The organism is Salinisphaera sp. T5B8, assembly GCF_040361255.1.
In the GTDB taxonomy this organism is placed as follows: domain Bacteria; phylum Pseudomonadota; class Gammaproteobacteria; order Nevskiales; family Salinisphaeraceae; genus Salinisphaera.
In genome coordinates, this window is sequence record NZ_APNG01000002.1 from 166755 (window position 1) to 193088 (window position 26334).

Sequence of the window (26334 nt, forward strand, 5' to 3'; positions counted from 1 at the left end):
ACACGCCGGCTTAGCCGCCGAGCAGCGCACGGACCACCAGATACAGCAGCGACGGCCCCAGCAGACAACCCAGACCTGTATAGAAGGTCGCGGTCATCGCCCCGTACGGCACCAGGCGTGCATCGGTCGCGGCCAGCCCGCCGGCCACCCCGCTGGTGGTACCCATCATGCCGCCGAATACGAGCGCTGCCGAGGGATTGTTCAGGGAAATACTGCGCGCGACCATGGGCGTCACGATCATCACCGAAATGGATTTGACCAGACCGATGGCGATGGACAGCGCAATGAGCTCGGAACTGGCGCCGATCGCGCTGCCGGTCACCGGGCCCACGATATAGGTCGCCGCACCCGCGCCGATCGTGGTCACCGATACGGCATCGGTATAGCCAAAGGCATAGGCAATGGCACCGCCGAGCACGAACGGCACGATGATGCCCACGAACAGGGCGATCACGCCGTTGAGGCCGGCCTTGCGCAGTTCTTCGACATCCACGCCGAAGGCCGTGGCGACGATCGCGAAATCGCGCAACATCGAGCCGCCCATCAAGCCGAGCCCGGAAAACAGGGCCACATCGGCCAGCCCGTCCTCACCGCCGGTGGCTACACCGCCGATATAGGACAACACCAGCCCCGCGGCGATCGCGATCGCCGAGCCGTGAATACGTCCGCGTGTGAGGTGCCTGGATACCAGATTGCACACCAACATCAGCAGCCCGACCGTGGCAAACGCCGTGATCAGTCCGTTGCTGGTGAATACGTCGACGAGGCGTTCATGCATCACGATCACCCCGCTCGGCTTCGATATCGTCGAGGGCCACTGCGTACTTGCCCTTGCCCAGCCGCGCGATCACCGGCACCAGCGCAAAGCTCACCGCTACCACGATCAGCCCGCCGACCAGGGCGACCGGGCCACCGGTGACCGCGCCGAGCACGTTCTGGCTGGCCGCCATGGCGACCACGATCGGGATATACAGCGAACTCCAGAACTCCACGCCGCGTCGCGACGAGGTATCCAGACAGCCGGCCCTTTGTAGCCGATAGACCACGAATACCAACAGCAACATGGCCAGGCCGACGCCGCCCACATTCGAGCTCACGCCAATGGCCATGCCGATCAGCTCGCCAATGATGTTGCCAGCGAGCATGCAGGCCGCCAGCAACGCCACACCATAGATGATCATGGCTTCTCCTCCGTTATGTCGTTTTTTCGTTGTGGCGAAAGTGAACGACACCGGCGCGTAGCCGATCAACGAAGATGGCGTTAAGCGTCTTAGCCTGAATCTAAGCGCGCAGATAAATCAGGCATTTGGCTAATCCTGTCTACGACGATGGTCCCATGCTGGGTTTGGTCCGCGTTACGAATTCGTCGCCCTGGCCGGGGCCTAACCGCGCGAGCGTGCGCGGATGCGCTTCTGGGCCAGTTGCGTGAGGGTGAGCGTCTTGGTGAATTCCTCGCTGCGCTTGATATGGCCAATCATGAGATTTTTGGCAGCCGTCACATCACGCGCGAGCAGATACTCGCAGATCTTGTGGTGTTCGACATACGTCAGGTCGATGCGTTGGTTTTCGGTGAAATCGAGTCGGCGCACCACACGTATATGGTTGTTCACATCAGCCAGGTATTCGGCGATCGCGGTATTGCCACCGCCTTCGGCCAGGCGAATATGAAACGACTCGTCGCGCGCTTCCATGACTTCCGAATCATCCGAGCGGCCTGGCTGTGTGGCCGGGTCCCAGTCTGCGGCCAGTGTTTCCAGCTGTGCCGTGGGCATGAACAGCGCGGCCTTGTCCAGCGATAGCAGCTCCAGCGCAATGCGTACGTCGTAGTACTGCATCAGCCGGGGAATATCCAGATCGCGGATGAAACAGCCCTGTTTCGGGCGCACCGACAGATAACCTTCGGACTCGAGCCGCTGCACGGCCTCGCGGATGGGCGTACGGCTGACCTGAAACATCTCGGCGAGTTCGGTTTCGGTGACCCGGCTCCCGGGGTACAACTCGAATTCGAGAATCTTCTCGCGCAGCTGCTGATAGACGCGCTTGGCCGAGGCCATTCTGGGTTCCAGCGCGTTTTTGCCCATCCGATCCGCCTGTCTCGTTTGATTCCCGTGCGCCATTGCGCGCCACACTCGAATCATACGGCGCCCAGCGGCGACCGCAAACGCGTGCCCCGCACGAAGCACAGCCCCTGATCGCGCCCACGAAAAAGGCCGCTTGAAAAAGCGGCCTCTATCGATATCTGGTGGAGCCGGGCGGAATCGAACCGCCGACCTTCGCATTGCGAACGCGACGCTCTCCCAACTGAGCTACGGCCCCAGATTTTGTTGCCCGCATCGCGGCGAGCGAGCGGCGTATGATAGCAGGCTTATGTCTGTTGCCAACCCCCTGTCCCGCCTAAATTCCCAAACCGCGGCACAAGCGCGATTGTCGGTCTGGATATTCGCCAAGGCGCCGATCGTTGGCCGGTGCAAGACACGGCTGGCCCGGCGGATGGGCGCGGTGCGCGCAACCCGTATCTACCGGGCCATGCTCGAACATGCCGTGGCCGAGGCGTCGACACGCGCGCCCGGGCGCGTCACCCTGGCCTGTGCGCCGACACCGGCGCATCCACTGTTCGTGCAGCTGGCGCGCCGCTACGGCGTTTCGCGCTGCCGCCAGGCCGGTGGGTCGCTGGGTTATCGCATGGCCACGGGCATACGTCAGGCGCTACGCAATAGCCCATGCGTGATCCTCATGGGCGCCGATCAACCTATGCTCGACGGCCCCTGGCTTGAACAGGCGCAGAGACATTTATCTCACAGGCATCGGCTCTGGCTGGCGCCGACGCTGGATGGCGGCTATTGGGCAATCGGCCTGCGCCGGGCGAATGCGCGGCTATTTCGCGGGCCGGTATGGAGCACAGCACGCGTAGCCCGCGCAACGCGCACGCGCGCGGCTACGCTCGATCTGGAAATGGCTAGCCTGTCGCCAAGGCGGGATATCGACGACTATCGCGACTGGCAGGCGCTGACCATGCCGTTACGGTCGGCCCTCGCCCGAGCGGCCGTCATGCCCGCGCTCGCGCGGCGCGCCGACTGAATCGAATCCGACTCGCGGTCAGCCGGCTTCCGAGCCGGTGCGGCTGGCGCTCGCCTGGCGTACGCTACGGAAGTAGCGATCCAGCCATTCGTTCAGATCGGTGAACATCTGCGCCATCTCGCGATCGGTGGGCGGCTCGTCGGCATCGTCGAGTTCGACCGTAATCACCGGAATGCCCTGCATGCGCGAGGCGAAATTACCCAGCGAGCCGGGATACACACCCAGCCGGTGCAGGTTCAGGCTGCCCATCTTGCGCGGGGCGGGGAAATCGCCGTCGTAGTCGAGCACGCCATAAGGCGCATGCATCGAAATAATGACATCCGGCTTGAACTGCTTGATCTGCTCGGCGAGCCACTTGTTCTCGGGCTCGCTGCCGGCGCTTTCACCCGGGAAACGGCGTTTTTCGAAGCCAACACGACGCCAGTAATCGCGCGATTCCTTGGCCCAGCCCGCAGTCGGCAGATTGCGGTTGAGATCCACGCCATTGGCATTGACACGGGTCGGCGGCTCGTGGAATAGACCATCCGGGTTGAGCACGGGCGCGACCTGCCATTCGTAGGGTGTGCCCTTGTCGGCGATGATGTTCATCCAGTCGAACACCGTGCCCACGGAACTGAGTTCGTCGCCGTGGGTCGCGGCAATCAGCAACACACGGCCCGAGCCGGCGGCGTTACGCGAAGGCTCGATACGGCGCACGATCAGCGGCCGGCCATTGACCGACTTGTGGCCGGAATCGGCGAATGCGCCGGACATGCAGTCCGACGGCTCGACTCCGCTGACGCGCTGGGCCAGATCGCGACACCAGCTGGCCACCGTCTCGCTGGGCGGCAGGTTTACGCCGGCAAGTTGGACGATCCCGCGCGGGCCGACGAGCTTGAGCCCGGGCATGAACGGCGGCTCGGCGGGTTCCGGCGCCGGTTCGGGTTCGTTCGCGGCGACCTGGGAATCGGGCGCGGCGCCTTCGTTTTCGATCTGCGTATCCGGCGAGGATTTCTCCACCGCGCGCTCGTCGCCGCTGCTCGCGACCTGGCTGCTATCGCCCGGCTGCGACTGATCGCCCTCTTCGGAGAACTGATAGGTCACGAACACGGTGATGAGCGCAACCAGCACCATGCTGCCGATCCAGCCGGCGACCAGCACCTTGGGATTCGGATTGGCGCCACCCTGGGCGCTGCCCTTCTTCTTGAACGATCCGTTAGCCATGACAGTCAGCCGTGCCGGCTTTGTGCGGTCACCGTGTCCTGCGCAAGCGCACCGGTGAGAAAATCAAATGCGTCATCGACCGAGTCTGCCCGATGGAACAGGTCGATGTCGCGCTCTCCTATCAGCCCCATTTCGACGAACACGTCGAAATTGATGAGTCGGTCCCAGAAGTTCTTACCATAAAGTACGACCGGAATGGGCGGCTGTTTGCCCGTTTGTATCAGCGTAAGCATCTCGAACAGTTCGTCCATGGTGCCAAAGCCGCCCGGGAAGATGATCAGCGCCTTCGCCACGTTCATGAACCAGAACTTGCGCATGAAGAAATACTTGAACTCGAAATTCAGCGCGTCGCTGATATACGCGTTCGCCCCCTGCTCATGCGGCAGTTCGATATTGTAGCCCATCGACAATTCGCGGTTGACGTCCGCAGCCCCGCGATTGGCGGCCTCCATAATGCCCGGACCGCCGCCCGTACACACATGGTAATGCGTATCGGCGTCGTGTGTCTCCATAGTCCAGCGCGTCATGCGGGCAGCCAGTTCCCGCGCCTCGGCATAGAAATCCACCGCATCATCGACCGGATCGGGGCCGATCGGCCGCAGACGCGCCGACCCCCAGAAAATCAAGGCACGATGCACGTTGAGTTTTTTCAACCGTTCTCTGGGTTCGAGATATTCGGACAACAGGCGCAGCGAACGCGCCTCGTCGCTGAGCATGAACTCAGCGTCTTCATAGGCCTTGGTCATTCAAACCCCGGTGAGATCAAATCGTCGTGTGCCTGATTCGGCGCTCGCGCGAGTATATCAGCGTCAAAACGGCTTACGACGATACACGCTGATACAGATCAAAACCCGATGTTTCAAACGATGGTTGAATTGTTCGCGACCGCACCTATTAACAGGACATAGCCTAGGCGCAGGCACCCGTAAGGCCGCGCCAGACCAGACGAAAGAGGGATATCGCAACATGCGGATGGACAAACTGACCAGCAAACTCCAGAGCGCGCTCGGCGAGGCCCAGAGCCTGGCCGTGGGCCGAGACCACAACGAAATCCAGCCGGTGCACGTGCTGCTGGCGCTACTCGATACCGAAGGCGGCACGGTACGCCCGTTGCTCGATGGCGCGGGCCTGGACGTGCGCGATCTGCGTAACCGCCTGCTCAAGGCGCTCGACAATCTGCCGACCGTCGGCCAGGCCACCGGCGACGTGGGGGCCAGCCAGGCGCTCGTGCGCGTACTCAACCTGTCCGACAAGCTCGCCCAGAAACGCGGCGACTCGTTCATCTCCAGCGAGCTGTTCGTACTCGCCGCGCTGGAAGACAAGTCCGAGGCCGGCACCATTCTCAAGAATGCCGGCGCAACCCGGGACAAACTCACAGCCCAGATCGACAAGATCCGGGGCGGCGAGAACGTCGACGATGCCAATGCCGAAGAACAGCGCGGCGCTCTCGACAAGTACACCATCGATCTGACCGAACGGGCCGAGCAAGGCAAGCTCGACCCGGTGATCGGTCGTGACGAAGAGATTCGTCGCGTGGTGCAGGTACTTTCGCGCCGAACCAAGAACAACCCCACCCTGGTGGGCGACCCGGGCGTGGGCAAGACCGCAATCGTGGAAGGTCTGGCCCAGCGCATCATCAACGGCGAGGTGCCGGAATCGCTGCGTGACAAGCGCGTACTGGTACTCGATCTCGGCGGCATGATCGCCGGCGCCAAATACCGCGGTGAGTTCGAAGATCGCCTCAAGGGTGTGCTCTCCGACCTGTCCAAGCAGGAAGGCCGCGTGATTCTGTTCATCGACGAGATTCATACGCTCGTCGGCGCCGGCAAGGCCGAAGGCTCGATGGACGCCGGCAACATGCTCAAGCCCGCCCTGGCCCGCGGCGAGCTGCACTGCATCGGCGCGACCACGCTCAACGAATACCGCGAGAACATCGAAAAGGATGCCGCGCTCGAGCGCCGGTTCCAGAAGGTGCTGGTCGACGAGCCGGACCTGGAAGACACCATCGCGATCCTGCGTGGCCTGAAAGAGCGCTACGAGGTCCACCACGGTGTGGATATCACGGATGGCGCGATCATCGCGGCCGCCAAGCTGTCCCAGCGCTATATCACCGACCGCAAACTGCCGGACAAGGCTATCGACCTGATCGACGAGGCCGCCTCCAAGATCCGTATCGAGATCGATTCCAAGCCGGAAGAGCTCGATCGCCTGGACCGGCGCCTGATTCAGCTCAAGATCGAGAAACAGGCGCTGTCCAAGGAGTCCGACGAAGGCTCGAAGGCGCGTCTGGACAAGCTCGACGAGGAAATCGCCGAACTCGAACGCGAGTATTCCGACCTGGAGGAAATCTGGAAGTCGGAGAAGGCGTCGGTGGCGGGTGCCGCCAACAAGCGCGAAGAGCTCGAACAGGCCAAAAAGGAACTGGAAGCCGCCCAGCGTGCCCGCGATTTCGACCGCATGTCGGAACTGCAGTACGGGCGTATTCCCCAGCTCGAGCGCGAACTCACCGAGGCCCAGGCAGCCGAGCAGAAACCGGCGGCCCTGAAGCTGCTGCGCAATAACGTCACCGACGAGGAAGTTGCCGAGATCGTATCGCGCTGGACCGGTATTCCAGTCTCGCGCATGCTTGAAGCCGAGCGCGACAAGCTGCTGCGCATGGAGGATTCACTCCACGAGCGCGTCATCGGCCAGGACGAAGCGGTTTCGGCGGTATCCGACGCCATCCGGCGTTCCCGCTCGGGCCTGTCGGACCCGAACCGGCCGATCGGCTCGTTCTTGTTCCTCGGCCCCACCGGTGTGGGCAAGACCGAGTTGTGCAAGTCGATTGCCACCTTCCTGTTCGACAGCGAATCGGCAATGGTGCGTATCGACATGTCCGAGTTCATGGAAAAACACTCGGTCGCACGTCTGATCGGCGCGCCGCCCGGCTATGTCGGCTATGAACAGGGCGGCTATCTCACCGAGGCGGTGCGCCGTAAGCCCTATTCCGTGATCCTGCTCGACGAAGTCGAAAAAGCCCATAACGATGTGTTCAACATCCTGTTGCAGGTGCTCGACGACGGACGGCTCACCGACGGTCAGGGCCGTACGGTGGACTTTCGCAATACCGTGATCGTGATGACCTCGAATCTGGGCAGTCAGCTCATCCAGGAGCTGTCCGATACCAGCTACGAGACCATGCGCGAATCGGTAATGGAAGTCGTCGCCCAGCATTTCCGGCCCGAGTTCATCAACCGTATCGACGAATCGGTGGTCTTCCATCCGCTGGGCCAGTCCCAGATCCGCGAGATTGCCCGGATTCAGATGCGCGAACTGCATCAGCGTCTGGCCGAACGCGAGCTTACGCTGGATATCAGCGATGCGGCGCTCGACAAGCTCGCCGAAGCCGGTTTCGATCCGGTCTATGGCGCGCGCCCGCTCAAGCGCTCGATCCAGACGCTGGTGGAAAACCCGCTCGCCAAACGGATCCTGTCCGGCGAGTTCGTGGCTGGCGATACGGTCAAGGTCGATCTCGGCGCGGATACCGAGCTGCATTTCGACAAGGCCGCCTAAGGCCTGCCCAGGGCGGCGCCACCCGGCGCCGCCTGCGGTTTCGTCGCAGAAATCTGTCGGTATCAGGCCGTCCGGCCCTCACCCACCCTCGTTTGTTAAAACCTTCGCAACCGGCCACCGGCGTCTTGACCACGTATGAAGCGCGGTTGGCTGCCCTCAGCCAGGTAGCTTGTCCGCGAAAAACGCAAAGACACGGTAATAAGGCGAAAGACAGATCGCGTAGCCCAGGTGGTCTGCTGGCGTGGTTGTGGGCATGTCGGCGAGCGCGTTTCGAAAAACGCCGCGTCTAGGCGATGGCCAACCCGCTCCGGGCAGTCACCGTTCGCACGATATGTCGCTCATGCGAGCCGCGTAACCGCCGCAGCGGGGCAGTAAGGTGTTCAATCCGCGAATGAACGCAAACGGCGCGAATCGCGAAACGCATTCGACAACTCGGCGACTACGGGCAACCACGGGCGACGGCCGGGCGGGTCGCGCAAGGCGCTGAACACGCACGCTTGCACCGATCTGCATGGCAGACAAAATGCGTGCTTACGCACAGCCGACAGAGTGCCGACCTACTAGGGTCAGTGTTTTGCAACAGCAGCGAAGGCTACGCGGTATCGCCCTGCTGACGGCGTGCCAATAACGCCGGCGCATCCTGCGCTAGCGTTCGCAGGCACGCGGCAACTGCTGCTCACAGCGCGCCAGCATCTGCTCGTTGAATGCTGTTTTATAGTCGAAATATGCGTCGATAAAGTCGCGCCAGGCCTGGCCGCTGTAGTGCGACTCGGCGTGCTCATCCTGCACGGCGTCCGGCGCCATCAATTGCATCAGCTCCACAGCCAACGGATCGGCCGCGATCTTGTCGGCGTTGCGTTCATGATCCACATCCGCCCAGCGATCGTGTGCCAGTCCCGGATAAACAACGCCACCCGGCGTCGACGGCAGCAGCACATGCACGCCGCGGTCTGCCAATTGGTTAGCGTCCGCTTTCGGTGCCCGGGCGCGGATGCGACGCGTGCGCTCAGCGTAAATCGGGGCGAAATGCGCGGCGAGTGCGCGCCTTTTCGCGCGCCGCTTCTCGTCGGTGTTGTTAATCCAATCGTAGGTTTCGACAAACGGAATGAGCGGCAGTGCAACCATCAAGGCAGAGACAGTCGCCAGGCCCGCCAGAGCGCCGCCGCCGCCATGCTCGACGTCTCTACTTTCGCGTGGTGCGTTCGAGGCACACGACACATGCCCAAACGTTGCGACCAGCAAACACAGGATTTGGGCTTTCTTCCCGGCGTTCATCCGCCACCTTGCGACTTGGGCGTGATTACGAACGATCCACACGAGGCTTGAACAAAGTTCGCGCGACCGACTTTCGCGCGTAAAGACACGGCCTGATCCGTATTTGCCGCGCCCCACGCCTGATCGCAACTTCGCGTATTCATCTTGGCTGGCGTTCGAGCCAGGCTGACGTAGATTTCATCAATAGCCGGTCATGTATTAACAATTGGGCCAACGCGATGCCTGCACTGAAGGAAATTCTTCCGTGCGATCCGAACGATCTGAATAAGCCTCGATTCATGGACAAATCACACTTTCCAACGTGACCGCGAATATCCAAACGACGCGGCTGCGATGATCTAGCCTATAAAAGACGAACGGCCTAACTATAGGTATTTAAATAACGAAAAAGAAGTAACGGCCATTCGCGATGCGATTGTACGCGCCTGTATAGCGCGCAACCGATTATCGAACCACTTTGAATCTTTGGTTAGCCTTGGCCCGCGCGATACAAACAGCCTTGTAACCGGCCATCTGCAAGCCGCATCGCATGGTCGGCAAGGCCATAGCTCATTTCAGCGTCGACAAAGGTATGCCATGAAACGAATCATCTTGCTCTCGGCCGCCGCCGCGGTTTTCTCGACCTCGGCGTGGTCCGCAGGACACGTCAAGCCGGGGGAATATACCGTCACATCGACGGCGTACAACGAGACCGAGCCCACAAAGGAATCAAGCTTTTGCTTTACGGCAGAAGAAGCCGAGGATTTGGAAAAGGCGCTGCGAGAACAACTCGACATCTGGCCCGAGAACGACAACGAAGCGCTGGACGTCAAGATCTACAACGACGAGCATTTTTCGACCGATATCACGTTCGCCGCCAACAGCCAGGAACCACTGACAATGATCTGGGAAGGCCGCTGGGTCGGCGAATGCCCGTCCTAGTATCGCCGCAGGCCCGTACTCGCCCCGTTACGGGATAGAGGCGCCCGCCCGGGCACGGCTGTGCCCATGCCATGCCTGCCGCGGCGATCGAGCGCGGCACGCCCGCCCCTTTTTACAGACTCTGCATGGTCTGTCGCATCCGTTTGCGCAACTCGGCGTCGGGCAGTTTGCCGTAGCCGGCGTGCATGTTGTCGCGCAAATGCTCCGGGTCGCTGGTTGCGGGAATGACGGCGGTGACGGTTTCGTTGGCCAGCACGTATTTGAGTGCGAACTGAGCCCAGGAAAAACAATCGAATTCGCGCGCATAGTCAGGCAGTTGCTTGCCCCGTGTTTCAGCGAAGATGCGACCGTCGTTAAAGGCGCGATTAACGAGCACGGCGATGCCGTGATCGGCGGCCAGCGGTAGTAGCCGTTTTTCGGCATCCGGGGTCATGATCGAGTAGTTGAACTGCACGAAATCCAGATCCTTGGTGGCCATCTGGTGTTCGAGCTCTTCGAAGGCACGGGTCAGATAATGGGTGATGCCGATATAGCGCACCCGCCCTTCGTCCTTGAGCTGTTTGAGCGTTGCCCACTGATTGTCGAGCCCGATGAAGTTGTGGATCTGAAGCAGATCGATTGGCTCGCCGAGTTCATCGATGGATGCACGAAACTGGTCCAGCGTCTGCTCGCGGCTGCGCTTGCGCACCTTGGTGGCCATGAACAACTGATCGCGCACGCCGGTATCGCGTGCAATGTTGCCGATATTGGTCTCGGCGTTGCCGTATGACGGGGAGGTATCCACGACCGTGCCGCCCAGCTCCACGAACGTCTTCATGACCGTGCGCAGATCAGCGAGCGTGGCTTCGTCACGGGTGGCAAAGGAGCCGGACGAGCCCATACCGATGACCGGAATCTGCTCGCCCGTGGCGGGAATGGCGCGTTTGCGCATCGCCTGTTCGGCCGCCCCCGCATCGATCTGCGCGGCCAGCGACAGCTGCCAGGGCAATGCGGCCAGCGTGGCGCCGGCCGCGCCGTAGCCCAGCACGCGGCGCCGCGTGTACGACTTGTCGAGTATCGAATCGTCTCGGCTCATAAACCACCTCGGAGCGTTGGTGATGTGGTGTCGTGATGATCGTGTTGTGCGCGTGCGTTTCGCGCCCGTCCGAGCAGGATGCCGCATACCGCCCAGAGCGTGGCAAGCGGCACGGCCGCAAAGGCCAGCGCCGCAAGCCCGAGCCCGAGCGCAGACAAGCCCGTGAACAACCAGCCGCTGGCGGCATCGCCGCCGCGATAGACCACGGTATCGATAAAGTTCTTGGCCTTGTATTTGTCTTCGGTACTGACCACGGAGAACAGCATCTCACGTGCGGGTTTGGTGATGGCGTAGTTACCGGCACGCCGTACCACCTGAAATACCACCAGCACCGCGAGCGTGGGGACGATGCCCAGCGCGCCGAAGCCAGCCGCCACGGCCAGAGGAATCATCGCCAGCGCGACCGGCAACCCGAGCCATGCGACCAGACGCGCGGTCGCAAAAAACTGCAACGCCAGCGTAAGGGTGTTGGTGGCCAGATCCATGGCCGCGAACACCTGGGTGCGCTGGGCGCTGTCGGAAAACGCGTTTTCGACGATGCGTGCCTGCTCGAAATACAGAAAGGTCGACAGCGCCGAATAGAACACGATGAATACACAAATGCCGAGCAGGTACGGCGAACGCGCGACATGCGTGGCCCCGGCCCAGACACTTTCGCGACGACCTCGCGCATCGGGCGACGCATGGCTCGGGTCATCAGCGCTCGGCATGACCTGCAACGCACACACGATCGCGGCCAATAGCAATACCGCCGATAGCGGCAGGAGGTTGACCGGCCGCAGATATTCGACCAGCAGCGTCGTCAGCCCGGGGCCCACGATCGCGCCAAGACTGCCGCCAGCGGCAATCAGCCCGAACAGTCGCAGCGCCTGCGCCTGATTGAACCGGTCGTTCATCACGCTCCAGAACAGCGATATGACGAACAGATTGAACACGCTCACCCAGACGAAAAACGCCCGAGCCGTCCAGGCGGGTGCGATACCAGCGCGCAGCAGCACGAAGAACACGAGCAGGTTGACGACGAAAAAGCCGTAACTGACCACCACGACACCTCGACGCGAGAAACGCGCCACCGCCCAGCCGAATGCCGGCACGACTGCCAGCATGAGGATGAACGTAGCCGAAAACACCCAGGCCAACGCATCCACCCCACCCTGGATACCCATTTCGTCGCGCAACGGGCGCAGGATGTAGTAGCCGCACAGCAAACAGAAGAAATACGCGAACGACCATGCCACCGGACCGAACTCGCCCGTTTGCAGCTTGAACAGGCCTGCCAGACGGCCGGTCATGTTTTTGCTCGTAGCGACAAGGTGTTGTGCATGCCGACCGTTTCGATTGAAAGCACGAGTAACAGACCTTACCTAAGGTGGCGACACGAAACAGGAGTCACGTATGCAATACATCAACGCAAACGGCGCAAAAATCCCGGCGATCGGGTTTGGCACGTTCGAACTCGAGCCGGCAGACGCCGAATCGATGGTCGCCCATGCCCTCGAGGTGGGGTACCGGCATATCGATACCGCGCAGATGTACAAAAACGAGGAAGCCGTCGGCCGCGGGCTCAAGCAGTCCGGTCTGGATCGCGAAGACATCTTCCTGACCACCAAGGTATGGACCGACCAGTTCGCCGATGGCGATCTGCAGGCCTCGGTACGCGAAAGCCTGCAAAAGCTGGATACCGACTATGTCGACCTGTTGCTATTGCACTGGCCGAACCCGGATATTTCGCTCAAGGAAACGCTGGGCGCGCTCAACGAGGTGCGTGAACAGGGTCTGGCCCGCAATATCGGGGTCAGCAACTTCACCACTACCCTCATCGAGGAAGCGGTCGGTCAATCCACCGCCCCGCTGGCGACCAATCAGGTCGAATTTCATCCCTACATCAGCCAGAAGCCGGTGCTGGACAAACTCGCCGAGCACGGCATGGCGCTGACCGCCTATTGCCCGCTCGCCCAGGGCCGTGTGTTCAAGGAACCCACGCTCGAGCGTATCGGCAAGGCCCACGGCAAGAATGGCGGCCAGGTGGCGCTGCGCTGGCTGATCCAGCATGGCGACGTCGTGGCCATCCCTCGCTCCTCGAACAAGGAACACGTGACCAACAACTTCGAGATCTTCGATTTCGAGCTCACCGAGGAAGAAATGCGTGAAATCGAAGCGCTGCATTCCGAGGACGGCCGTATCATCAATCCTTCCTTCGCCCCGGATTGGGATAACGCTGCCTGAGAATCGGCACAACATCGCCGATGACGACAAAGGCCGCGTCCGTATTCGGGCGCGGCCTTTGTCGTTCTAAGTGTCTGCGGTCGCGATAGCGGCGAGCGCTAGCGTGCGCCGGCCGCGATCCGGCGCTTGGCCATGTCCAGGGCAACCGCCTCCGGCGGACGCCGCTCGGCACGAGCCTGTTCGAAGATTTCGTCGAGCGTGGTTTCGATCGACGCCACACGAAAACGCACGCGCTCGGCGTTGTAGCCTTCGCTATCGAGCTCGTCGCTGACGTTGATCAGCCCGCCGGCATTGATGACATAGTCCGGCGCATAGACGATACCGCGCTCGGCCAGACGCATGCCGTCTTCCGGCGTGGCCAGCTGGTTGTTGGCGGCGCCGGCCACGATCGCGCACTGCAGCTCGGCGATCCGGGTTTCGTCGAGAATCGCGCCGACCCCGCTGGGCGCAAAGATATCTACGGCTTCGGCATGGATGCGATCGTTATCCACGATCGTCGCGCCGGCCTGGGCGGCACGTTCGCAGGCCTGGTCGTCGATATCGGAGGCGCGCACCTGGGCACCCATGCCAATCAGGCGTTCGATAATCGCCAGGCCCACATGGCCACAGCCCTGAACGGCGACCTGCAGGCCGTCGAATTCGACGGGGCGCTGGCCAGCCCGCAGCGCGGCGCGCATACCGGCAATGACGCCGTCAGCGGTATGCGGTGAGGGATCGCCCGAGCCGCCCGCTTCCAGACTGCGTCCGACTGCATGCGGGGTCACTTCGTTGAGCAGCGCGATATCGGATTCGCTCATGCCCATATCCTCGGTGGCGACATAGCGCCCGGCCAGGCCGTCGATCGCGCGGCCCAGCGCATGCATGCCCGCCTCGCGATCACGCGGGAACGGCGCCATCACCACGGCCTTGGCGCCGCCACAGCGCAGGCCCGCACAGGCCGCCTTGTAACTCATGGCCTCCGACAGACGCAGCACATCGACCAGCGCGGCCTGCTCGTCGTCGTAGGCACGGATACGCACCCCGCCCAGGCCCGGGCCGAGCACACTCGAATGCATGGCCACAATCGCACGCAGGCCGGTGGCTGCGTCGTGAATATGACAAACCTGTTCGTGACCGGCCGCGTCCATCTGCGAAAAAACGCTCAACACTCGCTCCTGCTCAATGACTGCATCAGCCAGCAGTCTGCCGTGCTGCCCGGCCGCTGTCGATGCGCGCCGGCAACGGTTGCGCCCGCGCAGGCCAACAGCAATACTGGCAAGGGTTTAACAGGCTGCCACGCCAACGGGCGTGACATGCGAGCAACATCGCGGCGCACCCTGAAGAGCGCGTGCGCGCAGGGGCCGGGCTTTCGCGCCCGAGATCGTCATTGGGATACAAGGTTATGGTCATACGTGCATTGATCGTCGCGTTTCTTGTCGTAGCGAGCGCGACCGCCTCGGCACAGGCCGGCGGTATCGAAGTCGAGCTCAACAAGCTCGAACCGGTCGACGGGGCCTGTCGGGCCTATCTGGTGACCCAGAACCTCACCGATACCAACTTCCAGGACGTGCAACTGGACGTGGTGATGTTCGACAACGACGGCATCGTCGCCCGCCGGCTGGCGGTTCAGATCGGGCCGATGCCGCAGAACAAGACCAGCATCAAGGTATTCGATATCAAGAACCTGGCTTGTCAGGACATCGGCCAGCTGCTACTCAACGACGTCATCCAGTGCCGCGCCGCCGACGGCGCACGCGATGACTGCCTGTCGCTGCTGTCGGTTTCGCAGCGTGGCAACGTCCCGTTCATCAAGTAATCCGGTAGTGCGATGTCGTCATTCTTGAGCCGAACCCTGTATTCAGCCATGCGAGTGAAACCGTGAACGAGTTCCTGGATACGCTCGGCGGCGCGGTTCAAGTCATCACCCTGGGCGGGCCGGTGGTCGCCCTGCTGTTGTTGATGTCGCTGGTCGCCATCACGATTGTTTTGGCCAAACTGTTTCAGTTTCGGCGCGTACGTATCAACGACCGGCGTAGCGCGCGCAAGGCCCTGGAGCTCTATCGCGACGGTAACGCCAGCGCGGCCATGACCAGCGCGCGGCGCTCGCCCAACCCGGCGGCACGCACGCTGGCCCGGGCCATCGAGCTACGTCAGCGTGCCGATGTGCCCGAAAGCGTACTGCGTGAAGACGTCATGCAATACGGCAGCGATATGCTCGAATCCCTGCGCAGCCATCTGCGCCCGCTCGAAGTGATCGCTGCACTCGCGCCGCTGCTCGGCCTGCTGGGCACGGTGCTGGGCATGATCGAAGCCTTTCGCGATCTCGAACAGGCCGGCAGCCAGGTCGACCCGGCGGTCTTGTCGGGTGGTATCTGGCAGGCGCTGCTGACCACGGCCGTGGGCCTGGCGGTGGCCATGCCGGTGATCGTGGCCCTCAACTGGCTCGAACGGGCCGTCGATCGCTGTGCCCACGAAATGGACAGCGTCGTAACCCGGGTATTCACCGCCAATCTCACGCGTCCCAGCGCGCCGATCTCACACGACGATGACGACGAGCACCGCCGCAACACCCCGTTCGTTTAGCGCCGGGCTGCGTGCGAACCGGCGGCGGCGTTCGCTGATCAGCCTGACGCCGCTGATCGATGTCGTATTCATCCTGCTGCTGTTTTTCATGCTCGCGTCGAGCTTTCTCGATCTGCACTCGATCGTGCTCGACGCGCCGGCGAAAGGCAGCGGCGCGCCGGCGGTCGAAGGTGCGTTGCTGGTGGATGTGCGCCTGGACGGTGTGCGTTTCGCCGGCCAATACGTGGGTATGGACGAGCTTGTCCAGCGCGTGCGTATCGCGCTGGCCGATGCCCCGGACCGGCGCGTTCTGGTACGGCCGGCCGAACGGGTGAAACTGCAGGATACGGTGCGTATCCTCGACGCCCTGTCGGCCGCGGGTGTGACTCGTCTGTCGTTGATGGAAACCGTGCCCGGCGCCAGCCGACGTTAAGCCATGGCCATGCATTTCCCACGCAGCCAACGTTCCCGTGTCAACGGCGATGACTCCATCCTGCCGCTGACCAATGTGGTATTTCTGCTGCTGATCTTTTTCATGCTCGCCGGCCGCCTGGCCTCGCCCGAGGCCTTCGATATCCAGCCGCCGGTCTCCACCAGCGAAGCCCAGGCCCGCCGCGACGGCCTCGAAATCCAGATTGCGGCCAGCGGCGATATCGCTGTCGACGGGCAACCGATCGACCTCGACGCCCTGCAGGAGCGCGTTGCTAACGACCTCAAGGCCGACCCAGCCCTGGCCATCCGCCTGAAGGCCGATGGCGAAGGCGACGCAACCCGTGTGGTGGCCGTGATGCAGGTGCTGCGCGATGCGGGTGCCGAAAAGCTGCGTCTGATCACGCTGGCCCCGGAATAGCCCGCGCGATGGGCATTTCCAACCGCCAATGGTTGCTCGCACTCGCCACCGCCGTGGCTGTACATGGGGTGTTGCTGGCACTGTTGCTGTTCGGCGGCTTCGATCGCAATAATGCGCCCGAATCACCACGCGGCGTCATGGTATCGCTGGATCGTCTCGACCCCGGCCCGCCGCCCGAGGCGATGGCCGCCGAGGCACCCGTGGATGCGCCCACGCCGGAACCTGCCGCGGCCAGCGCGCCACCCGCAGCTGAAACCAGCGCGTCCGATGCCAGTGCCGTAGCGCCCCCCGAAGCCGCCGAGGAAGTCGCCAATATCGGCCCGGTACCGGCCGAAAGCCCGGCCGCGGCCCAGACTGCGTCACCCGATGCCAGCGCCCAGGCGATCGAAGCCGCACCGACCATCGCCCCGGCCGCGGAACCGGCCAATGCGGTTGCGGTAGCGCCGATCAACGCGATCGAGGCGGTGCAGCCCAGCGAGCAGGTCACGGCTCAGGCACCGCAGGTGGAACAGGCCGAAACCCGCGAACTCGACAGCGATGCCAACGGTGCCTTCGGCAACAGCGACGAATCCACCGACGACTATATCGTGCGCCTGCGTGCGTGGATGTCACGGCACAAGGAATATCCGGCGGCTGCCCGGCAGGCCGAGATCGAAGGTACCGTGCGCCTGTATATCGTCGTCGATCAGAACGGACAGATCGTCAGCCGGCGTATTACCCAGAGTTCGGGATCGGCGCTGCTCGATCGCGCGGCCGAACAGATGCTGACCCGTGCCGAGCCATTGCCCCGCATGCCCGCTTCGATGCGCCGCAACCGTCTGGAACTGGTTATTCCGGTCGTCTTTTCGCTGCGCTAGCCGCGAGTCGGTAGCGCGTTACCAGATCACCAGCTCCACACGCCGATTCTGGGCCTTGCCGACATCGCTGTTGTTGCTCGCACGCGGCACCGCATAGCCCACACCCCAGGGCTTGAGCCGGCTGCGCTCCACGCCGTAGCGACTCACCAGGGCGTTCACCACCGCTGCGGCACGCCGCTGCGACAAATCGATGTTGTAGTCGAATGTGCCCCGACTATCCGTATGCCCGACCACCAGCAGTTTCAGATTGGGCCGCTCGGCCATGAGCTTGGCGATTTCCGATAGTGTCGGCCGCGACTCGGCCTTGACCTCGGTGCGATCGGTATTGAAGAAGATGCCATAGAGCGCGACACGTCCCTGCGTATCCAGATCGTTGGCCATCTGGGCGGCATTAACCGAAATCGCGCCGATCTCGCGCGGTTTGACCCGTAGCGTATCCACCTGGGCCACCACGCCGGCACTGCCCGCCGCGATCTGTATCCCCACGTAGATATCACCGTCGCTATCGGGCTTGCGGGCAGCCATGTACTGCTGATTGTCGCCGGCACTGCGAAAGCGGGCGGCATCGACCCGGTAGCCCGGCGACGCACGCAGGAAGGTGGGGCCGCAATTGCTGCCCTCGCATTCGTAAACGATATCGAAGCCCGCGCGCCCGAGACGCTGCGCATACTCGGCGGCCGCCTCGTCGACCTGTGTGTTATCGGCCAGCTCGTAGGTGATCCGCGTCAGCGCCCCCTCGACCGTGCGCGTGGCCGAAATATTGCCATTGATGCCACCGCGCTGGGCGATACGATCGACGATCAGGGGATAGGTCGCGAAGTCCTGGCGTTCGCTGGCGACCATACGGGCGGTGCTCGGCGGCGCAACGGCCGGCGTGGGCGGTGATTGCTGGGCATGGGCGGGCGCCGCGGCCACCAGGCTCACGAACACACATACACAGGCAAACAGGCAAGACGCGCATCTGATCATGTCGCGATAATAACCGCGCCGGCTGATCCTGTCAGGCCTGCAAATGCCGGCGATGTGCGCCCAACCCCGTTAGCCGCCTGGCGCGCCCGCACACAGGCCGGCAATCCGGCCGAAGCCGAGGCAGGCAACGCCCTGCGGATACCGGACTTCGCAACCGCTGCTCGCCGGGATGGCACAAAAAAAGAGCCGGTGTCGCCACCGGCTCTTTTATTCACCCGAGAGGGTGGACGACTAGTTCACGCGTTCGATCACCGTCGCGATGCCCTGGCCCATGCCGATACACATCGTGGCCAGCCCCATGGTCGCATCCTTGTCTTCCAGGATATGCGCCAGTGCGCCGGTGATACGTGCGCCCGAGGTGCCCAGCGGGTGGCCGAGCGCGATCGCGCCGCCACGGATGTTGATTACATCCTGACGGTCTTCGATGCCCAGCTCCTTGAGTACCGCCAGACTTTGCGCGGCGAATGCCTCGTTAAGCTCGAAATAGTCGATATCCGAGAGACTTACGCCTGCTCGTTCGAGTGCTTTCTTGCTCGCCGGGACGGGCCCGCGCCCCATCACCGACGGGTCGCAACCGGCCACGGCCATGCCGCGAATCCGGGCCATCGGCTTCAGGCCGAGTTCCTTGGCCTTGCCGGCCGACATCACCAGCACGGCCGCCGCGCCGTCGGAGATCGCCGACGAGTTGCCGGCCGTGACCGTGCCGCCGCGCGGGTTGAACGCCGGACGCAACGAACCCAGGCCTTCCATGCTCGCATCGGCGCGCACGACCTCGTCGTGCTTGGCCATGAACATATGACCATCCGCGTCGTAGCCCTTGACCGGCACGATTTCGTCGTCGAACTCGCCGTCGACGTTCGCCTTGTGGGCACGCTGATGCGAGTTCAGGGCGAACGTATCCTGGGCCTGCCGATCGATGCTGTGGATATTGGCCAGCATTTCCGCGGTCAGGCCCATCATGGCCGCCGGCTTGGCGACATACTTGGATAGCTGCGGGGCGATGTCGACGTTGTAGTCCATGGGTACATGGCCCATGTGCTCGACGCCGCCGCAGATGAAGATGCCGTCGATACCGGCTGCGATCTGGCCGACCGCGGTATGAATCGACTGCATGGACGAACCGCACAGGCGGTTCACGGTCTGGCCGGCCACTGCATGCGGCAATCCGGCCAGCAACGCGGCGTTACGCCCGATGTTGAGGCCCTGCTCCTTGGTCTGCTGCACGCAGCCCCAGATCACATCTTCCACGGTTTCCGGGTCGATCGCGGAATTGCGCTCGAGCAGCGCTTTCATAAGCGCGGCCGAGAGCTCTTCGGCACGGGTGTTACGAAACATGCCGCCCTTCGAGCGGCCCATCGCGGTACGTACCGCGTCGACTATAACAATGTCTTGTTTATCAAGTTCTTGCATGATTTTCTCTCGAAACGGGTTGAGCCTTACGCCTTACTGTCCGTAGTACGTTTCGCCGTTGGCGGCCATTTCACGCATGCGCTCGGTCGGCTCGTAGAGTTTGCCGAGGTGGCTGTACTGATCGGCCTTCTCACAGACCGTGGCCAGGCCCTGCGCATCGGCGTACTTGAGCGCGCCGCCGCGGAACGGCGGGAAGCCCAGACCCATGATCAGGCCCATATCGACCTCGTTCGGGGTTTCGGCGATCCCTTCCTCGAGCGCGCGTGCGGCTTCGATGATCATCGGGATCATCATGCGGTCGACGATCTCGTCGGCGTCGAAATCCTTCTGGCCGTCCTTCTGCACGCTGGCGACCAGCTCGTAGGCCTTGTCGTCCTGCGTCTTCTTGGGACGACCCTTCTTGTCCTTCTCGTACTTGTAGTAGCCGGCGCCACTCTTCTGCCCCAGACGGTCGTTTTCGACCATGACGTCCAGCGACGACGTGCCCTCGCTGGTCATACGATCCGGGTAACCTTCGGCCAGCACTTCCTCGACGTGCTGCGACGTATCCATGCCGACCACGTCGGACAGATAGGCCGGGCCCATGGGCCAGCCGAACTTCTCCATGACCTTGTCGATCTTGGCGAAATCAGCGCCGTCGGTGATCAGCTGCTGGAAGCCGAAGAAGTACGGGAACAGGATACGGTTGACCAGAAAGCCCGGGCAGTCGTTGACCACGATCGGGGTCTTGCCGAGCCGGTGCGCGTAATCGACGATCGTGGCGATCGCCTCTTCCGAGCTCTTCTCTCCCTTGATGACTTCCACCAGCGGCATCTTGTGCACCGGGTTGAAGAAATGCATGCCGAGGAAGTTCTCGGGACGCTTGAGCGCACCGGCCAGCGTGTCGATGGAAATACTTGAAGTATTGGACGCAAGTATCGTCTTTTCCGATACTTTTTCTTCCGTCTCCGCCAGCACGCTCTTCTTGATCTTCGGATTTTCGACCACCGCTTCGATCACGGCGTCGACGTTGCCGAAATCACCGTAGGTGAGCGTGGGCCGGATACGCGACATGCCTTCGGCCATCTTCGCGGTATCCATCTTGCCGCGTTCGACGCCCTTGGAGAAATGCTTGGCCGCTTCTTCCAGGCCCTGGTCGATAGCCTCTTCCTTGATGTCCTTCATCAGGATCGGCACGCCCTTGTAGGCGCTCTGGTAGGCGATACCGCCGCCCATGATCCCGGCGCCGAGTACCGCGGCCTGCTCGATCGAGTGCGCGATCTTGCCGTACTTCTTGCCTTTCTTCTTGATCAGCTGGTCGTTGAGGAACAGCTGGATCAACGCGGCGGCTTCGCTGGTCTTGGCCAGCTTGATGAAACCTTCGGTTTCTTCCTTGATGGCCGCGTCGCGCTCCATGCCGGCGGCCTTGGCCATACGGTCGATGGCCTCGATCGGCGCCGGATACTGGCCCTTGGTCTGGCCCAGGACATAGCCCTTGGACGTCTGGAACGTCATCGCGGCTTCGGTCTTGTTGAGCTTGAGCGGCGCTTTCTTCTCGGCCTTGCGGGCCTTCCAGTCGAACTCGCCGGCGATGGCGCGATCGAGCAGGTCACGGGCCGCGGCTTCGAGTTCATCCTCGGCGACCACGGCGTCGACCATGCCGGCCTTGAACGCCTTGTCGGCGCGGCGCGGGTTGCCGTCGGCAATCCATTCGATCGCATTATCGGCGCCGATCAGACGCGGGGTGCGAACCGTGCCGCCGAAACCCGGATAGATACCCAGTTTGGTTTCGGGAAAGCCGATCTGGGCCTTTTCGCCCATCACCCGGTAGTCGGTGGACAAACACATTTCCAGACCGCCGCCGAGCGCCATGCCATTGATGGCGGTCACACTCGGAAAATCCAGATCCTCGATGGTCGAGAACATGCGATTGGCATCGGCCATCCATTCACGCATCTCGTCGTCGGAGGCCTTGAAGCGCTCGCCGAACTCCATGATGTCGGCGCCCACGATGAACGCCGGCTTGGCCGACTTGACCAGCAGGCCCTTGACATCATCGGCATGCGCCAAGGCCTTTGCGGCCTCGTTGAGATCGTTGATGGTGGCCTGATCGAACTTGTTGACCGATTCTTCGCGCGCGTCGAAACACAGCACGGCGATCCCATCGGTCACGTCGACCGACAGTTTTGATCCCTCATAAAGCATGGATGCTGACTCCATTGATGATGAACGTTCACCCGTACGCGGGTTGCCTACGGGGCTTGGAACTCGGGCCAATACGGTAGCGTACTGTCGATAGGCTCACAATGCGTTCGCACGCGATGCTCCCAGCGCAGACGCCCCGGTGCCGCAATCTTTTCGTCACATTGCGCAATGTCTTTGACAGACTGTACGGGCCGTGGTTATCTACGTTTTCCCATTACTGCAAGGCGAATTCAGGCCATGGCGAAATCCGACAACCGCATCACCAAACTGCGCAAGGATGTCGACAAACTGCGCAAGAACTACACCGGCGCGTTCACGTCCGCCAATCGCGCGGTCTACGACGGTATCGAACAACTCGCCGAGCATGAGCTGGCCGCCATCAAGACGCATTACGAACAGGCAATCAAGAGCCTGAAGACATTGCGCAAGGGCGGCGCGCCACGCGAACTGGCTGTCGCCCAGCTGCAGCTGATCCAGGACACCATCGACCGGATTCTCAATAACGCCCGCGAGAGCATGGCGATTCTCGACAGCACGCGCGCGAAGATCAACGACGAGATTCGCCGCAATCTGGAAGGCAGCGAACAGATCGCGCACGACGCCGCAGTGCAAACCAAGGCCGAAGCCAAGACCGAGGCCACGCAGGCGAAAAAACGTGCGACGCAGGCCAAGAGTCAGGCCAAGCGCAAGACCCGTCAGGCGGCAAGCACGGCCAAAGCCAAGACGAGTACGGCGGCCGACAAGGCCGAATCCGCAACCGCGGATGCCGCCGCCAAGGCCGAAAGTGCAGCGCCAAGCAAGGCAAAGAGCACGGCCAAGAAACGCAGCAGTTCGACCAAGTCGACGACCAGCGCCAGCAAGAGCCGTTCCAGCACGAGCAAGCGCGCGAGCGCCGGCACCTCGTCGACCGCCAAAAAACGCAGCACGGCGAGCAAGACGGGTAGTACCGCGAAGACCGGCGCGAAGAAATCCACGACGACGCGCAAGCGCCGTAGTGCCTCGTCATCCACTGGCAGCTCCGGTTCCGGCAGCGCGAGCACCAGCAGCTCCAGCACGTCGAGCGGCGCCGATACGTCGACGAGCACGAACAACGACAGCAGCACGAACAGTTCGACCTCGAGCTGAATCGGGTATCCTGTCGCCCGCCGGGCCGCTCTACGGGGCGGCCTTTTTTATTGGCGCTGCGCGAATCGCCCGCTCGACGGCATTCTGGTGAGCGCCGATCCTAGCGTTTTTCTATTCGGTTCGTTGCGCATGCTCGATCTCGCCGACAGTACACAGCTGCTGCGCCTGCTCGCGGAGCCCACGCGGCTGCGGCTGCTGCTGTTGCTGATCGACCAGCCGATGACGGTAGCCGAACTCACCAACGTCACCCAGCTCACCCAGAGCCGGGTGTCCAGCCATCTCGCACGCCTGCGCGAAGCCGAACTGGTTCAGGATCGCGCCGTCGCCAACGCCCGTTTCTATAGCGTGGACGTCAAGCGCTGGCATCACGATATCCGCCCATTGTGGGGCGCATTGCTCGATACGCTCGATGACGCCGTCGTGCATCGTGATCGAGAACATGCCGCGGCGATCGTACGCCAGCGCAGCGCCCGCAGCAGTTGGGTGGAATCGGTCGCCGGCAGCATGGAGCGCCAGTATTCGCCCGGGCGAACCTGGGAAGCGATGAGCCGTGCCCTCATCGAACTGCTCGACCTGGGCGATGTCATCGATATCGCCTCGGGCGACGGCGTACTCGCCGAACTGCTGTGCCGGCGTGCCCGCCATGTCACCTGTATCGACCGCAGCGCAGCGGTCATCGAGGCCGCGCGTTCGCGGCTGAGTCAGCGCGGCAATGTCGGCTTTCGTATCGGCGACATGCATGCCCTGCCTTTCAATGACGCCAGCTTCGATCAGGCCTTTTTGCTGCACGCGTTAAGCTATAGCGAAGACCCGCCGACCGCTCTGAATGAAGCGGCCCGTGTACTGCGCCGCGGCGGGCGCCTGACGCTGGCGACCATCGGCCGCCACGAACACGCGTCGACGGTCGCAGCGTACGACCATGTCAATCTGGGTTTCGAGGTGGGCCAGCTCAGCGATTGGCTGGAAGACGCAGGCCTTCAGGTGCATGACTGTGCCGAGCGCGCCCGCGAACCGCAGCCGCCTTATTTCCGTGTGATCACCGCGAGTGCGAGCAAGCTATGACCGAACAATCCTCGCGTCGCCTGTCGCGCCTGATCGCTGGCGCCATCTGGGGTTCGCTGCTCGCCGCGGCGCTGATCTGGGTCTATGTTCAGGGCCTGTCGATTCGCGAGATCATGCGCCTGGTCTACGAGTACGTGGTCGACAATCCGCTGGCACCGCTGGTCTATATCATCATCTACGGGCTGCGCTCGCTGACCTTCTTCCCCGCCATGTGGCTGACCATCGCCGCGGGTAGCCTGTTCGGCTTCGGCCCGGGGCTGGTCTATGCCCTGATCGGCGAGAACCTGTCGGCGAATATCGCCTATTTCATGGCACGCTTCTTTCGCAGCGAAGCCCATGCCAATGACGACAAGAACCCGCGTATCGCCGCATTTCGCCGCTTACTGGTCGAACAGGCGTTTCCGACCACCGTGGTGCTGCGGGCCTCGTTTCTGCCGTTTGATCTGGTCAACTATGCCTGCGGGCTGCTGCGGGTACCGTGGGTGCCGTACGCGTTGGCCAGTGTCGTGGGCATGCTGCCGCCGATGATTACGTTCGTGAGCTTCGGCGCCACCGTGAACCTGCCCGATCTGCTGTCCAAGCAGGAGTTCTCGCCCGAGCAGCTGATCGACGCCGAACAGCTGATGATCTCTGCCGGCCTGCTGGTGGCCAGCGGCATAATCGCCTTTCTTGCCCACCGCCGCCGCAAGACCCTGGCCGCCCGGGCCGAGCGCAACGCGCAAGCCGATTCCGATTGACGCGGGCATACGCGCTTTGTAGCCTCTGGGGTAATCGATCGTTTTCGGGGACCGCGTGCGTTATCTGCTCGGGCTGATCATCGGCGCTGCCACCCTATGGCTGCTCCTGTCGGGCCATTACTCGCCGTTGCTGTTGGGTCTGGGCGCATTTTCGTGTCTGTTCTGTGCCTACGTATGCCATCGCATGGGCATCGTCGACAGCGAAAGCGTGCCCTTGCACATGCTCCCCCGCCTGCCGGGCTATGCCCTCTGGCTCGGCAGCGAAATCGCCAAATCGAACTGGGACGTAGCCAAGCGCATCGTGCTGCCCGGCCGGCGCATTTCGCCCACCATCGTACGAATTCGGGCCGCTCAGGCCACTGAACTCGGGCAGGTGGTATTTGCGAACTCGATCACCCTGACGCCGGGCACGGTTACCGTGGCGCTACGCCGCGGCGATGCCATCGTGCATGCGATCACGCGCGAGAATGCCCAGGATATGGAAGGCGGCGACATGGATAAGCGCGTGCGCGCACTGGAACGGCCCTTCGCAAGCCCGAAGAACAAGGCGAAACAGCCATGATGTTTCTTGTTGCCATCATCGCCATCGTGGTGACCATGCTGCTCATTCTGGTACGTGCCCTGCTCGGGCCGACCGTCTACGACCGTATTCTCGCCATCAATCTGTTCGGTACCAAGACCGTGTTGTTCGTGGCCGTGCTCGGCTTTCTCAACGGCCGGCCGGAATTTCTCGATCTCGGACTGATCTACGCGCTGATCAATTTCATCGGCACCGTGACCGTGCTCAAGTTCATGCAATACGGCGATCTGGGCTGGGAAGCGGCGAGCGAGGAGCGCCCCGATGTGTAGCCGCGAGCGGCCCGCCGGCGCGAGCGCGAGGGTTTGGCGATGAACGGACTCATCGATACGGCAAGCTGGATACTGCTGGCCGGCGGGGCCCTGTTCAGCGTGATTGGCGGTATCGGCATGTTGCGCATGCCCGATTTCTATACCCGCATGCATGCCGCCTCGATCACCGATACCGCCGGCATGATCCTGATGCTCGCCGGGCTCATGCTGCAGGCCGGGCTCACGCTGGTGACCGCCAAGCTGGTGTTCGTGATGCTGTTTTTGTTGATCACGAGCCCAACCGCCACGCACGCCCTGGCCCGGGCCGCGCTCGAAGACAATATCGAGCCGCAAGTCGATTACGACGAGCGCTGATGCAGCCTGCGATTCGAACCAGTCGGGCGCGACACGATGCCCGGCCGGGCCCACTACGGCCAGGCA

The 26334-nt window shown here is 62.5% G+C and carries 27 protein-coding genes and 1 tRNA gene; 15 read left to right on the forward strand and 13 right to left on the reverse strand.

The genetic code is table 11. The annotated features are described in order from the left end of the window. Positions 1-10 precede the first annotated feature (10 nt). The 4 genes from madM to T5B8_RS02550 form a co-directional block, all read right to left on the reverse strand. Complete coding sequence (madM, locus tag T5B8_RS02535) at positions 11-778, reverse strand: malonate transporter subunit MadM (protein WP_353175960.1); 768 nt, start codon at positions 776-778, stop codon at positions 11-13. Next, positions 771-1181 (reverse strand): malonate transporter subunit MadL, encoded by a 411-nt coding sequence (gene madL / locus T5B8_RS02540; RefSeq protein WP_353175962.1) that lies wholly within the window; start codon positions 1179-1181, stop codon positions 771-773. Before madL ends, madM begins: the two co-directional genes overlap by 8 nt. A gap of 201 nt (positions 1182-1382) precedes the next feature. Beyond that, positions 1383-2081, reverse strand: a complete 699-nt coding sequence (locus tag T5B8_RS02545; RefSeq protein ID WP_353175964.1) for a GntR family transcriptional regulator — start codon at positions 2079-2081, stop codon at positions 1383-1385. Between the two features lie 159 nt (positions 2082-2240). Further along, a tRNA-Ala gene (locus T5B8_RS02550) sits at positions 2241-2316 on the reverse strand. Between the two features lie 51 nt (positions 2317-2367). On the opposite strand from T5B8_RS02550, the gene T5B8_RS02555 reads away from it, so the two are divergent. Next, on the forward strand, positions 2368-3078 hold the full coding sequence (locus T5B8_RS02555) for a TIGR04282 family arsenosugar biosynthesis glycosyltransferase (protein WP_353175965.1): 711 nt from the start codon (positions 2368-2370) through the stop codon (positions 3076-3078). 18 nt (positions 3079-3096) lie between these two features. On the opposite strand, the gene T5B8_RS02560 is transcribed toward T5B8_RS02555, so the two are convergent. Both T5B8_RS02560 and T5B8_RS02565 read right to left on the reverse strand, forming a co-directional pair. Beyond that, positions 3097-4281, reverse strand: a complete 1185-nt coding sequence (locus T5B8_RS02560) for a M14 family zinc carboxypeptidase (RefSeq protein WP_353175967.1) — start codon at positions 4279-4281, stop codon at positions 3097-3099. 5 nt (positions 4282-4286) lie between these two features. After that, on the reverse strand, positions 4287-5027 hold the full coding sequence (locus tag T5B8_RS02565; protein WP_353175969.1) for an LOG family protein: 741 nt from the start codon (positions 5025-5027) through the stop codon (positions 4287-4289). A 226-nt stretch (positions 5028-5253) separates the two neighbouring features. Between T5B8_RS02565 and clpB the strand changes: the two genes are divergently transcribed. Then, on the forward strand, positions 5254-7833 hold the full coding sequence (gene clpB / locus T5B8_RS02570) for an ATP-dependent chaperone ClpB (RefSeq protein WP_353176191.1): 2580 nt from the start codon (positions 5254-5256) through the stop codon (positions 7831-7833). A gap of 645 nt (positions 7834-8478) precedes the next feature. On the opposite strand, the gene T5B8_RS02575 is transcribed toward clpB, so the two are convergent. Next, the gene (locus tag T5B8_RS02575; RefSeq protein WP_353175971.1) at positions 8479-9108 is read right to left on the reverse strand and encodes a hypothetical protein; all 630 of its coding nucleotides are present in this window, start codon (positions 9106-9108) and stop codon (positions 8479-8481) included. A gap of 576 nt (positions 9109-9684) precedes the next feature. Between T5B8_RS02575 and T5B8_RS02580 the strand changes: the two genes are divergently transcribed. Continuing rightward, positions 9685-10029, forward strand: a complete 345-nt coding sequence (locus tag T5B8_RS02580; protein WP_353175973.1) for a hypothetical protein — start codon at positions 9685-9687, stop codon at positions 10027-10029. A gap of 112 nt (positions 10030-10141) precedes the next feature. Here the strand turns inward: T5B8_RS02580 and T5B8_RS02585 are convergent, their stop codons facing one another. Both T5B8_RS02585 and T5B8_RS02590 read right to left on the reverse strand, forming a co-directional pair. Next, positions 10142-11104 carry an aldo/keto reductase gene (locus T5B8_RS02585; protein ID WP_353175975.1) on the reverse strand — a complete coding sequence of 321 codons (963 nt, stop codon included), beginning with the start codon at positions 11102-11104 and terminating at the stop codon, positions 10142-10144. After that, positions 11101-12396 carry an NTP/NDP exchange transporter gene (locus tag T5B8_RS02590; RefSeq protein ID WP_353175976.1) on the reverse strand — a complete coding sequence of 432 codons (1296 nt, stop codon included), beginning with the start codon at positions 12394-12396 and terminating at the stop codon, positions 11101-11103. Before T5B8_RS02590 ends, T5B8_RS02585 begins: the two co-directional genes overlap by 4 nt. A 103-nt stretch (positions 12397-12499) precedes the next feature. Between T5B8_RS02590 and T5B8_RS02595 the strand changes: the two genes are divergently transcribed. Further along, positions 12500-13330: an aldo/keto reductase gene (locus T5B8_RS02595; protein ID WP_353175978.1), complete on the forward strand. Its 831-nt coding sequence runs from the start codon at positions 12500-12502 to the stop codon at positions 13328-13330. A 98-nt stretch (positions 13331-13428) separates the two neighbouring features. Here the strand turns inward: T5B8_RS02595 and T5B8_RS02600 are convergent, their stop codons facing one another. After that, positions 13429-14475, reverse strand: coding sequence for a Glu/Leu/Phe/Val dehydrogenase family protein (locus T5B8_RS02600; protein WP_353175980.1), 1047 nt, complete (start codon positions 14473-14475; stop codon positions 13429-13431). A 236-nt stretch (positions 14476-14711) separates the two neighbouring features. Here T5B8_RS02600 and T5B8_RS02605 point away from each other — a divergent pair, with 236 nt between their 5' ends. The 5 genes from T5B8_RS02605 (at position 14712) to T5B8_RS02625 (ending at position 17578) form a co-directional block, all read left to right on the forward strand. After that, complete coding sequence (locus tag T5B8_RS02605) at positions 14712-15125, forward strand: Tat pathway signal sequence domain protein (RefSeq protein ID WP_353175981.1); 414 nt, start codon at positions 14712-14714, stop codon at positions 15123-15125. A gap of 62 nt (positions 15126-15187) precedes the next feature. Then, positions 15188-15892: a MotA/TolQ/ExbB proton channel family protein gene (locus T5B8_RS02610; protein WP_353175983.1), complete on the forward strand. Its 705-nt coding sequence runs from the start codon at positions 15188-15190 to the stop codon at positions 15890-15892. After that, on the forward strand, positions 15855-16304 hold the full coding sequence (locus T5B8_RS02615) for an ExbD/TolR family protein (protein WP_353175984.1): 450 nt from the start codon (positions 15855-15857) through the stop codon (positions 16302-16304). Before T5B8_RS02610 ends, T5B8_RS02615 begins: the two co-directional genes overlap by 38 nt. A 3-nt stretch (positions 16305-16307) precedes the next feature. Then, the gene (locus T5B8_RS02620) at positions 16308-16721 is read left to right on the forward strand and encodes an ExbD/TolR family protein (protein ID WP_353175986.1); all 414 of its coding nucleotides are present in this window, start codon (positions 16308-16310) and stop codon (positions 16719-16721) included. 8 nt (positions 16722-16729) lie between these two features. Next, positions 16730-17578 carry an energy transducer TonB gene (locus T5B8_RS02625; protein WP_353175987.1) on the forward strand — a complete coding sequence of 283 codons (849 nt, stop codon included), beginning with the start codon at positions 16730-16732 and terminating at the stop codon, positions 17576-17578. An 18-nt stretch (positions 17579-17596) separates the two neighbouring features. Here T5B8_RS02625 and T5B8_RS02630 read toward each other — a convergent pair whose 3' ends face one another. The 3 genes from T5B8_RS02630 to fadB form a co-directional block, all read right to left on the reverse strand. Beyond that, entirely contained in the window at positions 17597-18547 is a 951-nt protein-coding gene (locus T5B8_RS02630; RefSeq protein WP_353175988.1) for an OmpA family protein, read from the reverse strand. A 231-nt stretch (positions 18548-18778) separates the two neighbouring features. Then, positions 18779-19957, reverse strand: a complete 1179-nt coding sequence (gene fadA, locus T5B8_RS02635; protein WP_353175989.1) for an acetyl-CoA C-acyltransferase FadA — start codon at positions 19955-19957, stop codon at positions 18779-18781. 33 nt (positions 19958-19990) lie between these two features. Then, positions 19991-22141, reverse strand: coding sequence for a fatty acid oxidation complex subunit alpha FadB (gene fadB, locus T5B8_RS02640; RefSeq protein WP_353175991.1), 2151 nt, complete (start codon positions 22139-22141; stop codon positions 19991-19993). Between the two features lie 237 nt (positions 22142-22378). Between fadB and T5B8_RS02645 the strand changes: the two genes are divergently transcribed. The 6 genes from T5B8_RS02645 (at position 22379) to mnhG (ending at position 26268) form a co-directional block, all read left to right on the forward strand. Beyond that, complete coding sequence (locus T5B8_RS02645; RefSeq protein WP_353175993.1) at positions 22379-23266, forward strand: phasin family protein; 888 nt, start codon at positions 22379-22381, stop codon at positions 23264-23266. An 87-nt stretch (positions 23267-23353) separates the two neighbouring features. Continuing rightward, complete coding sequence (locus T5B8_RS02650) at positions 23354-24328, forward strand: metalloregulator ArsR/SmtB family transcription factor (RefSeq protein WP_353175995.1); 975 nt, start codon at positions 23354-23356, stop codon at positions 24326-24328. Continuing rightward, on the forward strand, positions 24325-25065 hold the full coding sequence (locus tag T5B8_RS02655) for a TVP38/TMEM64 family protein (protein ID WP_353175997.1): 741 nt from the start codon (positions 24325-24327) through the stop codon (positions 25063-25065). Before T5B8_RS02650 ends, T5B8_RS02655 begins: the two co-directional genes overlap by 4 nt. A 55-nt stretch (positions 25066-25120) precedes the next feature. Then, on the forward strand, positions 25121-25627 hold the full coding sequence (locus T5B8_RS02660; RefSeq protein ID WP_353175998.1) for a Na+/H+ antiporter subunit E: 507 nt from the start codon (positions 25121-25123) through the stop codon (positions 25625-25627). Further along, positions 25624-25914: an MrpF/PhaF family protein gene (locus T5B8_RS02665; protein WP_353176000.1), complete on the forward strand. Its 291-nt coding sequence runs from the start codon at positions 25624-25626 to the stop codon at positions 25912-25914. The genes T5B8_RS02660 and T5B8_RS02665 overlap by 4 nt, the downstream gene beginning before the upstream one ends. A 39-nt stretch (positions 25915-25953) precedes the next feature. Then, complete coding sequence (gene mnhG, locus T5B8_RS02670) at positions 25954-26268, forward strand: monovalent cation/H(+) antiporter subunit G (RefSeq protein WP_353176001.1); 315 nt, start codon at positions 25954-25956, stop codon at positions 26266-26268. The last annotated feature ends 66 nt before the right edge of the window (positions 26269-26334 follow it).

What these genes read in the sequence shown, in the direction of transcription:
- madM (WP_353175960.1), bottom strand. Translation starts at nt 778, where the DNA reads ATGCATGAACGCCTCGTCGACGTATTCACCAGCAACGGACTGATCACG.
- madL (WP_353175962.1), bottom strand. Translation starts at nt 1,181, where the DNA reads ATGATCATCTATGGTGTGGCGTTGCTGGCGGCCTGCATGCTCGCTGGC.
- T5B8_RS02545 (WP_353175964.1), bottom strand. Translation starts at nt 2,081, where the DNA reads ATGGGCAAAAACGCGCTGGAACCCAGAATGGCCTCGGCCAAGCGCGTC.
- T5B8_RS02555 (WP_353175965.1), top strand. Translation starts at nt 2,368, where the DNA reads ATGTCTGTTGCCAACCCCCTGTCCCGCCTAAATTCCCAAACCGCGGCA.
- T5B8_RS02560 (WP_353175967.1), bottom strand. Translation starts at nt 4,281, where the DNA reads ATGGCTAACGGATCGTTCAAGAAGAAGGGCAGCGCCCAGGGTGGCGCC.
- T5B8_RS02565 (WP_353175969.1), bottom strand. Translation starts at nt 5,027, where the DNA reads ATGACCAAGGCCTATGAAGACGCTGAGTTCATGCTCAGCGACGAGGCG.
- clpB (WP_353176191.1), top strand. Translation starts at nt 5,254, where the DNA reads ATGGACAAACTGACCAGCAAACTCCAGAGCGCGCTCGGCGAGGCCCAG.
- T5B8_RS02575 (WP_353175971.1), bottom strand. Translation starts at nt 9,108, where the DNA reads ATGAACGCCGGGAAGAAAGCCCAAATCCTGTGTTTGCTGGTCGCAACG.
- T5B8_RS02580 (WP_353175973.1), top strand. Translation starts at nt 9,685, where the DNA reads ATGAAACGAATCATCTTGCTCTCGGCCGCCGCCGCGGTTTTCTCGACC.
- T5B8_RS02585 (WP_353175975.1), bottom strand. Translation starts at nt 11,104, where the DNA reads ATGAGCCGAGACGATTCGATACTCGACAAGTCGTACACGCGGCGCCGC.
- T5B8_RS02590 (WP_353175976.1), bottom strand. Translation starts at nt 12,396, where the DNA reads ATGACCGGCCGTCTGGCAGGCCTGTTCAAGCTGCAAACGGGCGAGTTC.
- T5B8_RS02595 (WP_353175978.1), top strand. Translation starts at nt 12,500, where the DNA reads ATGCAATACATCAACGCAAACGGCGCAAAAATCCCGGCGATCGGGTTT.
- T5B8_RS02605 (WP_353175981.1), top strand. Translation starts at nt 14,712, where the DNA reads ATGGTCATACGTGCATTGATCGTCGCGTTTCTTGTCGTAGCGAGCGCG.
- T5B8_RS02615 (WP_353175984.1), top strand. Translation starts at nt 15,855, where the DNA reads ATGACGACGAGCACCGCCGCAACACCCCGTTCGTTTAGCGCCGGGCTG.
- T5B8_RS02620 (WP_353175986.1), top strand. Translation starts at nt 16,308, where the DNA reads ATGGCCATGCATTTCCCACGCAGCCAACGTTCCCGTGTCAACGGCGAT.
- T5B8_RS02625 (WP_353175987.1), top strand. Translation starts at nt 16,730, where the DNA reads ATGGGCATTTCCAACCGCCAATGGTTGCTCGCACTCGCCACCGCCGTG.
- T5B8_RS02630 (WP_353175988.1), bottom strand. Translation starts at nt 18,547, where the DNA reads ATGATCAGATGCGCGTCTTGCCTGTTTGCCTGTGTATGTGTGTTCGTG.
- fadA (WP_353175989.1), bottom strand. Translation starts at nt 19,957, where the DNA reads ATGCAAGAACTTGATAAACAAGACATTGTTATAGTCGACGCGGTACGT.
- fadB (WP_353175991.1), bottom strand. Translation starts at nt 22,141, where the DNA reads ATGCTTTATGAGGGATCAAAACTGTCGGTCGACGTGACCGATGGGATC.
- T5B8_RS02645 (WP_353175993.1), top strand. Translation starts at nt 22,379, where the DNA reads ATGGCGAAATCCGACAACCGCATCACCAAACTGCGCAAGGATGTCGAC.
- T5B8_RS02655 (WP_353175997.1), top strand. Translation starts at nt 24,325, where the DNA reads ATGACCGAACAATCCTCGCGTCGCCTGTCGCGCCTGATCGCTGGCGCC.
- T5B8_RS02665 (WP_353176000.1), top strand. Translation starts at nt 25,624, where the DNA reads ATGATGTTTCTTGTTGCCATCATCGCCATCGTGGTGACCATGCTGCTC.
- mnhG (WP_353176001.1), top strand. Translation starts at nt 25,954, where the DNA reads ATGAACGGACTCATCGATACGGCAAGCTGGATACTGCTGGCCGGCGGG.